The 12,193-nt window shown below is 63.1% G+C and carries 8 protein-coding genes and 2 tRNA genes; 2 read left to right on the top strand and 8 right to left on the bottom strand.

From position 1 onward, the window contains the following. The coding region (gene pgi, locus ACYP5B_RS41320) for a glucose-6-phosphate isomerase (RefSeq protein ID WP_459573484.1) at window positions 1-1,247 on the top strand (1,247 nt) is incomplete at its 5' end. Between the two features lie 11 nt (window positions 1,248-1,258). Here the strand turns inward: pgi and ACYP5B_RS41325 are convergent. After that, the gene (locus ACYP5B_RS41325) at window positions 1,259-1,957 is read right to left on the bottom strand and encodes an ABC transporter ATP-binding protein (protein WP_267602271.1); all 699 of its coding nucleotides are present in this window, start codon (window positions 1,955-1,957) and stop codon (window positions 1,259-1,261) included. Between ACYP5B_RS41325 and ACYP5B_RS41330 the strand changes: the two genes are divergently transcribed. Next, window positions 1,956-2,630, top strand: coding sequence for an arylesterase (locus tag ACYP5B_RS41330; RefSeq protein WP_459573486.1), 675 nt, complete (start codon window positions 1,956-1,958; stop codon window positions 2,628-2,630). The two genes, ACYP5B_RS41325 and ACYP5B_RS41330, sit on opposite strands and share 2 nt — an antisense overlap. Window positions 2,631-3,130: 500 nt before the next feature. Here ACYP5B_RS41330 and ACYP5B_RS41335 read toward each other — a convergent pair whose 3' ends face one another. The 7 genes from ACYP5B_RS41335 to tig form a co-directional block, all read right to left on the bottom strand. Next, on the bottom strand, window positions 3,131-5,080 hold the full coding sequence (locus ACYP5B_RS41335; protein WP_459573487.1) for a SurA N-terminal domain-containing protein: 1,950 nt from the start codon (window positions 5,078-5,080) through the stop codon (window positions 3,131-3,133). Window positions 5,081-5,314: 234 nt separating this feature from the next. Beyond that, window positions 5,315-5,391 (bottom strand) — tRNA-Asp (locus ACYP5B_RS41340). A 55-nt stretch (window positions 5,392-5,446) separates the two neighbouring features. Continuing rightward, window positions 5,447-5,522 (bottom strand) — tRNA-Val (locus tag ACYP5B_RS41345). Window positions 5,523-5,819: 297 nt separating this feature from the next. Beyond that, on the bottom strand, window positions 5,820-8,231 hold the full coding sequence (gene lon / locus ACYP5B_RS41350; RefSeq protein ID WP_267602262.1) for an endopeptidase La: 2,412 nt from the start codon (window positions 8,229-8,231) through the stop codon (window positions 5,820-5,822). A 249-nt stretch (window positions 8,232-8,480) separates the two neighbouring features. Next, window positions 8,481-9,755 (bottom strand): ATP-dependent Clp protease ATP-binding subunit ClpX, encoded by a 1,275-nt coding sequence (gene clpX / locus ACYP5B_RS41355; protein ID WP_043345921.1) that lies wholly within the window; start codon window positions 9,753-9,755, stop codon window positions 8,481-8,483. 250 nt (window positions 9,756-10,005) lie between these two features. Further along, window positions 10,006-10,656 (bottom strand): ATP-dependent Clp endopeptidase proteolytic subunit ClpP, encoded by a 651-nt coding sequence (gene clpP / locus ACYP5B_RS41360; protein ID WP_017224974.1) that lies wholly within the window; start codon window positions 10,654-10,656, stop codon window positions 10,006-10,008. 73 nt (window positions 10,657-10,729) lie between these two features. Next, the gene (tig, locus tag ACYP5B_RS41365) at window positions 10,730-12,091 is read right to left on the bottom strand and encodes a trigger factor (RefSeq protein ID WP_318233302.1); all 1,362 of its coding nucleotides are present in this window, start codon (window positions 12,089-12,091) and stop codon (window positions 10,730-10,732) included. Between the last annotated feature and the right edge of the window lie 102 nt (window positions 12,092-12,193).

Below are 12,193 nucleotides of genomic sequence, written 5' to 3' on the forward strand. Positions count from 1 at the left end.
GCGTGCGCAGCGGTGACTGGACCGGCGCCACCGGCAAGCGCATCACCGACGTCATCAACATCGGCATCGGCGGCTCGGACCTGGGCCCGCGCATGGTGTGCCGCGCGCTCTCGCACCTGGCCGGCAACGGCCCGCGCATGCATTTCGTCTCCAACGTGGACGGCACCGAACTAGCCGAATGCCTGGACCGGCTCGACCCCGAGCAGACCCTGGTGATCGTCTGCTCCAAGACCTTCACCACGCTCGAGACCATGGCCAACGCCTGCAGCGCGCGCCAGTGGTTCCTCGACAAAGGCGTGGCCCAGGACCAGCTGGCCAGCCATTTTGCCGCGGTGTCGACCAATGTGGAGGCGGTGCGCGCCTTCGGCATCGACCCGGCGCACATGTTCGAATTCTGGGACTGGATCGGCGGGCGATTCTCGCTGTGGTCCTCGGTCGGGCTGTCGATCGCGCTGGCGGTAGGCTTCGATGCGTTTGAGGACCTGCTGATCGGTGGCCGCGCCATGGACGAGCATTTCAGCAGCGCGCCGCTGGCGCAGAACATGCCGGTGGTGCTGGGCATGCTCGGCATCTGGTACCGCAACTTCTTCGGCATGCCGACCAGTTGCATGGCGCCGTACTCCACCTCGCTCGAATTGTTCCCCGCCTTCCTGCAGCAACTGGAAATGGAGAGCAACGGCAAATCGGTGCAACTGGACGGCCGCCACGTGCGCGCCCATACCGCGCCGGTGGTCTGGGGCTCCGCCGGCACCAACGGCCAGCACGCCTATTTCCAGCTGATCCACCAGGGCTCGCAGATCGTGCCGGTGGATTTCGTGGCGCCGCTGCGCCCGCCGCGCCTGCTGCCCGGCCATCACGCCAAGCTGCTCGCCAATTGCTTTGCCCAGGCCGAGGCACTGATGCTCGGGCGCACGGCCGAGGAGCTGCGCGCCACCGGCCTGACCGACGAGACCCGTATCGCCCACATGGTGTTCGAGGGCAACCGGCCAAGCAACACGCTGTTGATGCAAGACATCACGCCGCACACGCTCGGCGCACTGATCGCGCTTTACGAGCACCGCACCTTCGTGCAAGGCGTGGTCTGGAACATCAACTCCTTCGACCAATGGGGCGTGGAGCTCGGCAAGATCCTGGCCAAGCCGATCGAGGGCGAGCTGACCGATGCGGCCAAAGCGGCGGCCGGGCAGCACGATGCCTCGACTGGCAGCCTGATTGCGCGCGCGCGCGCGGTGCTCGGCAGCGCCTGACGGAAACGGTCTTAAACCGGCGCGGTCATCCACTCGTCGCTGGCAACGCGGCCGGCGTCGATGGTCAGGATGCGCCCGCAGCGGGCCGCCACGGAGCGATCGTGCGTGACCAGCACCAGGGTGGAACCGGCATCGCGGTTCAGCTCGAACATCAGCGCAATCACGGCCTCGCCGGTGGCCGTATCCAGGCTGCCGGTGGGCTCGTCGGCAAAGAGGATATCGGGGCGGGCCACAAACGCCCGCGCCAGCGCCACGCGCTGCTGCTCGCCACCGGAGAGCGTGCGCGGATAGTGGGAAAGGCGCCCGCTCAGCCCCACGCGGGCCAGCATGTCGGCGGCGCGCTCGCGCACGCCGGCGGTTTCTCCACGCAGCTCCAGCGGCAGCATGACGTTTTCCAGGGCGCTCAGGTGCCCGACCAGCTGGAACGACTGGAACACAAAACCCACATGGCGCCCGCGCTGGGCTGCCCGCTGGTCTTCGTCGAGCTGGAACAGGTCCTGCCCGTTGAGCTTGACGGTGCCCGTGGTGGGCAGGTCCAGGCCTGCCAGCAAGCCCAGCAGGGTTGACTTGCCCGAGCCGGATGCGCCGACAATGGCCAGCGTTTCGCCGGGCGAGACGGAAAACGACACATCGTGCAAAATCGTCAGCGAACCTGTCGTGTCGGCTACGGTCTTTCCTAATGACTCGACTGCAAGAATGGATGAAGACATGAGCAAGAAGTTCTGGTGCGGTTGGCGAAAACTGGCGCTGGCGGTGTGCGTGACTACGCTGTTGCCGGCTGCGGCCTCGATGGCGCGTGCGGCAACGCCTGTGATCCTGGTGCTGGGCGACAGCCTGTCCGCGGAGTATGGCCTGGCCCGCGATGCTGGCTGGGTCAAGCTGATGGAGGCCCGGCTGCGGGCGGAGCGTTTCGATTATAACGTCGTGAATGCCAGCATCAGCGGCGAGACCACGGTGGGCGGCAAGACGCGCCTGCCCGACCTGCTGACGCGGCACCATCCGGCGCTGGTCATCGTGGAACTTGGCGCCAACGATGCCTTGCGCGGCCTGCCCCTGCAGACCACCGAGGCCAACCTGCGCAGCATCGTCACCAGCGCGCAGCAAGCCAAGGCCGGCGTGCTGCTGGTGGGCATGCGGATCCCGCCCAATTACGGGCCTGACTACACCGAGCGATTCTTCTCGCTCTACCCCAAGCTGGCTGGCGAGTACAAGGTCCCGCTGGTGCCCTTCCTGCTGGAGCAGGTGGTCGCCAAGCCCGAGTGGTTCCAGGCGGACCGCATCCATCCCACGGCGCAGGCGCAGGGCACGCTGCTCGATACCGTCTGGCCGCAGCTCAAGCCCTTGCTGAAGTCGCCGGCGGCGGCCAGCACAGCCGGGCGCTGAGCGCGCGAGACGTGCCGCGCCGAGTGGGGGCGGGTGTTGGATGTGGCGTTGACTCTCGGATGCCTACTTGTTCACCATTCGTGCTGTTTCACTGTAAATTCAACTGCTTAACGTCAAAGTCAAAGTCAAAGTCAAAGGCAGTTTCACCTCCCCTGCGGGGAGGCGACCTACTTTCTTGTCTCGCCAAGAAAGTAGGCAAAGAAGGCGACCCGGATGGGGCGAAAGACTCCTCGCCCCATAACGGGAGATGAAAACCTTGACGGCTCGCTGCGCATCGCGGGCGGGTGATTGCCGCCCAGGGGCGGAAATCACGGCTACACCGAATGGCTCTCTATTCCTGCCGGTTTGCTCCCCTCTCCCCCTGAGGGGAGAGGGAGAGACAGCCGTCGTCATGGCACTCGGCTTTGGCCCATGCGGCGGCTTCGGCTAGTGCCTCAGCTTTGCAAGAAAGAAAAAGGCGCCCGAAGGCGCCTTTTTCCTTGTGGCTGCGAGCAGCAGCTTTACTGCGCGCCAGCGCCGCTGGCAGCGCCGGCTTCCGTGGTGGTGGCGGGCTTGAGCAACTTCACCTTGGCACGGTCCTTCAGGCTTTCGTAGAAGGCTTCCAGCTGGCTCTGGCCGACCATCTGGCCGAGTTGCTGTGCCTCGCCCTGGCGTTGCGCGGCGTCTGCCTGCGCAGGCTGGCTGACCTTGCCGATGCGATAGATCGCGTAGCCGTCGGCGCCCAGATCCACGCCAACATAGGCGGGCAGCTTGGCGGTGTCGGCACGCATCACGGCTTCGACTGCCTTCGGCGGCAGGCCATCGGCCTTGGCGCGCGAGACCGTCACCACGGCGCCGAAGCCTTCGGCGCCGCCGCTCTTCTTCAGCGCATCGAGACGCTCCGCACCTGCCTTGGCGGCGAGCTCGGCTGCCTGCTGCGCGATATAGCCTTCACGCACCTTGGCCTGCACGTCCTCGAACTTGCGCACGGTCGCCGGGCGGTAGTCGACGATGCGCGCCGCCACCAGCGTGGTGGGACCAACCTGCACGGCCTCGGTGTTGCGCTTGTTCTTGACGGACTCGTCGCTGAACAGGGCCTTGAGCAGCTTCTCGTTGTTGAGCGGGTTTTGCGCGCCCAGGGCCGGGTTCGGCTGGCGGGTCACGTTGTCGGCGCCCTGGATCGTCAGCTTGAACTTGTCGGCGGCCGGCTTGAGGCTGTCGGACTGTTCGTAGACCGAATTGCCGAAAGCATCCGCCAGTTCGGTGTACTTCTTGGCGGCGAGTTGCTTGCGCAGCTCCACTTCCAGCTCGGTACGGACCTGCTCAAGCGGCTTGGTCTCGGCCGGCTTGATGCCGGTGAGCTTGATGATGTGATAACCGTAGTCGGTCTCGACCACGTCGCTGATCTGACCATCCTTGAGCGCGTACATCGCGTCTTCGAACGGCTTGACCAGCGCGCCACGGCCCATGAAGCCGAGGTCGCCGCCCTTCTCCGCCGAACCCGGGTCCTGCGACTGCTTGCGGGCCACGTCGGCAAACGTCTCGGGATGCTTGCGCAGGTCCTCGAGCAGCTTGGTGGCCTTTTCCTTGGCGGCCTGGCGCTCGGCCGCCGGGGCTTCCTTGGGCGAGCCGATCAGGATGTGGCTGGCGCGGCGCTGCTCGTCGGTGCGAAAGCGCGCGATGTTGCTGTCGTAGTAGGACTTGAGCTCTTCGGGCGTGACCGGCGTCGAGGCGGCCAGCGCGCCGGCGGAGAGCACCAGGTACTCGACCTTGGCTTGCTCGGGCACCGAGAACTGTGCCTTGTGGCTTTCGTAGTACGCCTTCAGCGCAGCGTCATCCGGAGTGACCTTGGCGGCGAAATCGGCCGGCTTGACCTGCAGCGCCTGCACGTCGCGCAGCTGGTCGCGAATGGCGATCAGCCGGTCCAGCAGGGCCTTGGGCACGAAGGCGGTAGCGCCAACCGAGGTACCGAGCTGCTGGGTAGCCAGGTCGAAGCGCATGCGCGCGTCGAACTGCTCGGGCGTCATGCCTTGCTGCGCCAGCAGGTCAATGTAGGCCTTGTCGTCGATCGTGCCGTCTTTCTTCTTCGGCAACTGGGCGATGGCGGGAATGCTGCTGATCGTCTCGAGCAGGCGTTCGTTGGAAACGGTCAGGTGCTTCTTGGCCACCTCATCCGCCACCACGCGCTGCATGATCAGCTGGTCGAGCACCTGCTGGCGTGCCTGCGCGCCTTCGAACTGGCGCGGGTCGTAGTTCGTGCCAAGCATCTGGCGCATGCGCTCGCTCTGGTCACGCACCACGTTATCCACTTCTTGCGCCGTGATAGCGCGGCCGTCGACCTTGGCAAGGTCGTGCGAGCTGTCCATGAAACGCGAGTAGCTCTCCACGCCGAAGAACACGAACGACGGGAAGACAAGCACCAGCAGCAGCAAAAGCATCAAGCGCCGGTTGTTGCGTACGAAATCAAGCATGCTGACTCAGGAAAAGGGTTGTACGAACGCCAAACTACGGGATTCTATCAGGAGCGGCAGGCTTCACGCGATTTGCTACCCTGCGGCGCAATTGGCGAGCCATTTCTGCCCTTGCGGGGCGGGTGGTCCGGGGCACTGCGAGCCGGAGCCGGTTTAATCAAAAGCGCGGAGCGAAAGATGTGAGTGCAAAAAGCAAAACGGGCCACTAAGGGCCCGTTTTGCTGACTGCTTGTTTGGCGGAGTGGACGGGACTCGAACCCGCGACCCCCGGCGTGACAGGCCGGTATTCTAACCAACTGAACTACCACTCCTGAATGGGTGCTACAGGATGCATTGTGTGCCTGGCTTGCCTTGCGGCAGGAGCGATGGTGGGTGCTGAGGGGCTCGAACCCCCGACCTACGCCTTGTAAGGGCGCCGCTCTACCAACTGAGCTAAGCACCCGCTCGTACCGCAGCCGCACTGCATGCTGCAAGCATCGCCGCGCACATATCAGAGTAATTACTGCTGTTTGCGTTGCGAGGGCGCAAGTGTAATACAGCCCTTGGCGTTTTGCCAAGTATTCTTCGCAGCCATTTTTAACCGCCTGCAAAAGCACCTGCAAGCACCTGCGCCCCGCGTAAAGTGGCCCGCGGTGGCCCGCGCAATGTGCGCCCTGCATGGAAAAACGCCGCGGGGGACACCCGCGGCGTTTTTCATCGGCTGCCAGGAGACTACGGCAGCATCGGCGATGACATCAGATCAGTGATGAATCATCTCGACCGGGGCAGCACCCTTGTCCGCCACATCGGCAGGCTTGGCCACTTCTTCCGCCAGCGGCTCGGGCTTGCGCTCGAGCGCGAGTTCCAGGACCTTGTCGATCCAGCGCACCGGGATGATCTCGATGGCGTTCTTGACGTTATCCGGGATCTCCGCGAGATCCTTCACGTTCTCTTCGGGGATCAGCACCAGCTTGATACCGCCGCGATGCGCCGCGAGCAGCTTCTCCTTGAGGCCGCCGATCGGCAGGACTTCACCGCGCAGCGTGATCTCACCGGTCATGGCCACGTCAGCGCGCACCGGGATACCCGTGAGCACCGACACCAGCGCCGTGGTCATCGCCCCGCCGGCCGAAGGACCATCCTTGGGGGTGGCGCCTTCGGGCACGTGGATGTGGATGTCGCGCTTCTCGAACATCTCGTCCGCAATACCCAGACGACGTGCCCGCGAGCGCACCACCGAGCGCGCTGCCTCGACCGATTCCTTCATCACGTCGCCCAGCGAACCGGTGCGGGTGATGTTGCCCTTGCCCGGCATGATCGCGGCTTCGATGGTCAGCAAGTCGCCGCCCACTTCCGTCCACGCCAGACCGGTCACCTGGCCAACCTGGTTTTCCTTGCCGGCCAGGCCGAAGTCGTACTTGCGCACGCCAAGGAATTTGTCCAGGTTTTCCGACGCCACCTTGACCGTGCCCGATTCCTTCTTGAGCAGCAGCAGCTTGACCACCTTGCGGGCGATCTTCGAGACTTCACGCTCGAGCGAGCGCACGCCCGCTTCCCGCGTGTAGTAGCGAATGATGTCGCGCAGGGCTTCTTCGCTGACTTCGATCTCGCCGACCTTCAGACCATTGTTCTTGATCTGCTTGGGCAGCAGGTAGCGCTGGGCGATGTTGACCTTCTCTTCCTCGGTGTAACCCGACAAGCGGATCACTTCCATCCGGTCCAGCAGCGGCGGCGGAATATTGAGCGAGTTGGAGGTCGCCACGAACATCACATCGGACAGGTCGAAATCGACCTCGATGTAATGGTCCTGGAACGTGTGGTTCTGTTCCGGATCCAGCACTTCGAGCAAGGCCGACGACGGATCGCCGCGGAAATCCATGCCCATCTTGTCGATCTCGTCGAGCAGGAAGAGCGGATTGCGCACGCCGACCTTGGCCAGGCTTTGCAGGATCTTGCCGGGCATCGAGCCGATGTACGTGCGACGGTGGCCACGGATCTCGGCTTCGTCGCGCACGCCACCCAGCGCCATGCGCACGAACTTGCGGTTCGTGGCGCGCGCCACCGACTGGCCGAGCGAGGTCTTGCCCACGCCGGGGGGGCCTACCAGGCACAGGATCGGTGCCTTCAGCTTATCCACGCGCTGTTGCACTGCGAGATACTCGAGAATGCGTTCCTTCACCTTCTCGAGGCCGTAGTGGTCTTCGTCCAGCACGCGCTCGGCATTGGCGAGGTCGTTGTTGACCTTGCTCTTCTTGCGCCACGGCAGGTTGACCAGCGTGTCGATGTAGTTGCGCACGACGGTGGCTTCGGCCGACATCGGCGACATGAGCTTGAGCTTCTTGAATTCGGCGTCGGCCTTCTTCTTGGCTTCCTTCGGCATGCGCGCAGCCTTGATGCGCTTGTCGAGTTCTTCCAGGTCGGCGCCCTCTTCGCCTTCGCCCAGTTCCTTCTGGATCGCCTTGACCTGCTCGTTGAGGTAGTACTCGCGCTGGCTCTTCTCCATCTGGCGCTTGACGCGGCCACGGATGCGCTTTTCCACCTGCAGGATGTCGATCTCGCCCTCGAGCTGCGACAGCAGGCTCTCCAGGCGTTCCGTGACGTTGACCATCTCCAGGATCTTCTGCTTCTGCTCGAGCTTGATCGGCAGATGCGCGGCGATGGTGTCGGCCAGGCGACCCGGCTCGTCGATGCCCGACAGCGAGGTCAGGATCTCGGGCGGGATCTTCTTGTTCAGCTTTACGTACTGGTCGAACTGCGACACGATGGCGCGGCGCAGCGCCTCCGTCTCGGCGGTCTCGACCGGACCCGGCGGCACGGGCACGGCTTCGCACATGAAGTGCGATTCGTCTTCGCTCACTTCGCGGATATTCGCGCGCTGCGTGCCTTCCACCAGCACCTTGACGGTGCCGTCGGGCAGCTTGAGCATTTGCAGGATGTTGGCGATGCAGCCTACCTCATAGAGGTCGTCGGCGGTCGGCTCATCCTTGGCCGCCGTTTTCTGGGCCACAAGCATGATGCTTTTGCCCGCCTCCATCGCAGTTTCTAGCGCCTTGATGGACTTCGGACGTCCCACGAATAGTGGGATCACCATGTGCGGAAACACCACCACGTCGCGCAGCGGCAACAGTGGCAAGTGAATCGGCTCAGCCGGGAGGAGTTGTGTTCCGGACATCATTTTCCCCAGTCAGTCATTTAGGCGTAAATTGGGTCTCATGAATCGATTGCAAGACAAGCTTTGCACGCGATTCGATGCTAGTCGCAAAATGCTGCTCCCCGCACTTGCAAGACCCGTCCAAACAGCATACCCCCGTTTCCTCTCCTTCGTTTTACGAAAATGAAGAAAAAAAGCCGCTCGCTTTTCGCGAACGGCCTCTCAGGACTCGCTGCCGGCCTGGCATCGTCATAAGCGCCGGCGTTCGCGTCAGTTCGAACCAGCCACCTTAGGCTGTTCCTCGTACATCAGCAACGGCGGAGCGTCCCCGGTGATGGTGTTCTCATCGATCACCACCTTTTGCACGCCCTTGTAGTTAGGCAGGTCGTACATCACATCCATCAGCGATTGTTCGAGGATCGAACGCAGGCCACGTGCACCGGTCTTGCGGCGGATTGCCTTGCGGGCAATCGCGGACAGCGCGGCCGGGCGGATTTCCAGCTCAACGCCTTCCATCGCCAGCAGCTTCTGGTACTGCTTGATGAGCGCGTTCTTCGGCTCGACCAGGATCTGCATCAGCGCGGCTTCGTCCAGCTTGGCCAGCGTAGCCACTACCGGGAGGCGGCCGATCAGTTCCGGGATCAACCCGAACTTGATCAGGTCTTCCGGCTCGACCTGCGGCAGCACTTCGCTGGCCTCGCGCTCTTCCTTGCTCTGCACCTGCGCGGCAAAACCGATGCCGGTCTTGTCCGAACGCTGCATGATGACCTTCTCGAGGCCATCAAACGCACCGCCGCAGATAAACAGGATGTTGGTGGTATCCACCTGCAGGAAGTCCTGGTTCGGGTGCTTGCGGCCGCCTTGCGGGGGCACCGAAGCCATGGTGCCTTCGACCAGCTTGAGCAGTGCCTGCTGCACGCCTTCACCGGAGACATCGCGGGTGATGGACGGGTTGTCGGATTTGCGCGAGATCTTGTCGATCTCATCGATGTAGACGATGCCGCGCTGTGCCTTTTCCACCTCGTAGTTGCAGTTCTGCAGCAACTTCTGAATGATGTTTTCCACGTCCTCGCCGACATAGCCGGCTTCGGTCAGCGTGGTGGCATCGGCGATCACGAACGGCACGTTGAGCAGCCGCGCCAGCGTTTGCGCCAGCAGCGTCTTGCCCGAACCGGTGGGGCCGATCAGCAGGATGTTGCTCTTGGACAACTCGACGTCGTCCTTCTTGCCGAGGTGCTTCAGGCGCTTGTAGTGGTTGTACACCGCTACGGCCAGGATCTTCTTGGCCTGCTCCTGCCCAATCACGTACTGATCCAGGCTTTCGCGGATCTCGTGCGGGGTGGGGAGATCGGACTTGGCCGTGGCTCCCGCGTCCTTGTCGGATGCGGCTGCCTCGTCGCGGATGATCTCGTTGCACAGGTCGATGCATTCGTCGCAAATGAACACCGACGGGCCCGCGATGAGCTTCTTTACCTCGTGCTGGCTCTTGCCGCAGAACGAGCAGTAAAGGAGCTTCTCGCTGGATGAACCTTTTTTATCCGCCATAGGAATCAGTCACATTAGCAGTGTGCGTGCCGCAGTGCCAAGGCGCTGCGGGGATACGCTTCAAACGCATCATACGCCAAAAAATTTGGCGCGGCGGGTAGGACCCCCACGCTGTGGGGCAAAAGCAAAAACGAGGCACAAGGCCTCGTTTCTGTATAGCCTTCTTCATTCCGGGGCCGGCCCACGACACCCGGAGGCATCGTCGAGCGGCACCTGCCCGGCCCGCCGTGCTGGCAGCCAGGCCGGCCTGTCAGCTACGGCGAGCGAGCACCTTGTCGATCAGGCCGTAGTCCACTGCCTGTTCGCCGCTCATGAAGTTGTCGCGATCGGTATCGCGGGCAATCTTCTCGACCGGCTGGCCGGTGACTTCCGACAGGATCGTGTTGAGCCGCTCGCGCAGGTACAGGATCTCGCGGGCCTGGATCTCGATGTCCGAGGCCTGGCCGCGCGCGCCGCCCAGCGGCTGGTGGATCATGATGCGCGAGTTGGGCAGCGCCGAACGCTTGCCCTTGGCGCCGGCAGACAGCAGGAATGCACCCATGCTGGCAGCCATGCCCATGCACAGCGTGGCCACGTCCGGCTTGACGAACTGCATGGTGTCGTAGATGGCGAGGCCAGCCGACACCGAGCCACCCGGCGAGTTGATGTAGAGCGAGATGTCCTTGTCGGGATTCTCGCTTTCCAGGAACAGCAACTGGGCGACCACCAGGTTAGCGGTCTGGTCGTTGACTTCGCCGACCATGAAAATCAAACGCTCCTTCAACAGGCGCGAATAGATGTCATAGGCGCGCTCGCCCCGACCGGACTGCTCAACCACCATCGGCACCAGCCCCAGTCCCTGCGTTTCCAGGGCGGAGGCCTGCGTGGTGGCCAGACGGTCAAGCAAATCATTGCGGGTCATGCAAGTTCTCCTGGAGTTCGGTAAGAGACAAGGCTGCGGCCGGCGCGCCATGCGCCCCGGCCACGGGCCAGGCTCAGGCCTGCTGAGGCTGGTTGTTGCCTTCGGCAGTCAGTTCCTCGAAGGACACCGTCTTGTCGGTGACCTTGGCCTTGTCGCACACGAAATTTACCACGTTGTTTTCAAGCACGTAGGCCTCCATCTCGGCCAGGCGCTGCTGGTCACCGTAGTACCAGCGCATGACTTCCTTCGGGTCTTCGTAGCTCTTGGCGAAGTCTTCGATCTCGGCCTTGATCTGGTCTGCCTTGGCGTCCAGGCCGTGGGCCTTGACGATCTCGGCCAGGATCAGGCCCAGCTTGACGCGGCGCTCAGCTTGCTGCGTGAACATTTCGGCCGGGATGGGCATGTCCTTGGCGTTCGGCATGCCGCGTTGTTCCAGGTCGCGACGGGCCATTTCCACCAGGCGCTCCTGATCTTGCTCGATCAGGGCCTTCGGCACTTCCAGCTCGCTCGCCTTGAGCAGCGCGTCCATGACCTGGTCCTTCAGCATGGCGTGCGTACGGCGCTTGACTTCGCGCTCCAGGTTTTCGCGGATGTCGGCGCGCATCTTGTCGACGTTGCCGTCGGCGACGCCCAGCGACTTGGCGAACTCGTCGTTGACTTCCGGCAGGTGCGCCCACTCGATCTTCTTCAGCGTGACGGTGAATTCGGCAGTCTTGCCGGCCACGTCCTTGCCGTGATAGTCCTCGGGGAACGCCAGCGGGAAGGTCTTGCTCTCGCCAACCTTCAGGCCCAGTGCAGCTTGCTCGAACTCGGGCAGCATGCGGCCTTCGCCCAGCACGAAGCCGAAGTCGTCAGCCTTGCCACCGGGGAATTCCACGCCGTCGATCTTGCCAACGAAGTCCAGGGTCACGCGGTCGCCATTCTGGGCGGCCACTTCCGCACCGCCGTCGCCGTGCTCGCCGGCTTCGCCACGGGTGTGGTAGTGCACGCGCTGCTTGCGCAGGATGTCGATGGTCTTGTCGACTTCGGCATCGGTGATTTCGGTCTTGGTACGGGTCACTTCGGCGCCAGCCAGGTCACCCAGCTTGACTTCCGGATAGACCTCGAAGGTTGCGTCGAAGGCCACTTCGTCTTCGCTCACGCCGTCGGTCTTGACTTCGAACTTCGGCTGGCCGGCGACCTTCACGTCTTGTTCTTTGGTGATGTCGAAGAACTTGCGGGCAGCCTTGTCGAAGCGCACTTCGAACTCGACTTGCTGGCCGTACTGCTTCTCGACCATCTTCATCGGTACCTTGCCGGGACGGAAACCGGACATCTTCACCGTCTTCGACAGGCGAACCAGACGTTCCAGCTTTTCCTTTTCGACTTCGGCCTTGGGAATGGCCAGGGTCACCTTGCGGTCCAGTTTGCCAAGGTTTTCAATGACATTCGACATGGTCGTTGATCCAATCCAGAGTGTTGTTGTGTTCGTGAGCGCACCCCGCTCGCGTGCCCGAGAAGACACAGGCAAAGCGACGGCAAATGCCGATACCCGGCA

Source organism: Cupriavidus sp. 8B, from assembly GCF_054589115.1.

Bases quoted from the DNA above. Each gene is read 5' to 3' on its own strand.
- ACYP5B_RS41330 (WP_459573486.1), top strand. From the start codon at position 1,956: ATGAGCAAGAAGTTCTGGTGCGGTTGGCGAAAACTGGCGCTGGCGGTG.
- ACYP5B_RS41325 (WP_267602271.1), bottom strand. From the start codon at position 1,957: ATGTCTTCATCCATTCTTGCAGTCGAGTCATTAGGAAAGACCGTAGCC.
- ACYP5B_RS41335 (WP_459573487.1), bottom strand. From the start codon at position 5,080: ATGCTTGATTTCGTACGCAACAACCGGCGCTTGATGCTTTTGCTGCTG.
- lon (WP_267602262.1), bottom strand. From the start codon at position 8,231: ATGTCCGGAACACAACTCCTCCCGGCTGAGCCGATTCACTTGCCACTG.
- clpX (WP_043345921.1), bottom strand. From the start codon at position 9,755: ATGGCGGATAAAAAAGGTTCATCCAGCGAGAAGCTCCTTTACTGCTCG.
- clpP (WP_017224974.1), bottom strand. From the start codon at position 10,656: ATGACCCGCAATGATTTGCTTGACCGTCTGGCCACCACGCAGGCCTCC.
- tig (WP_318233302.1), bottom strand. From the start codon at position 12,091: ATGTCGAATGTCATTGAAAACCTTGGCAAACTGGACCGCAAGGTGACC.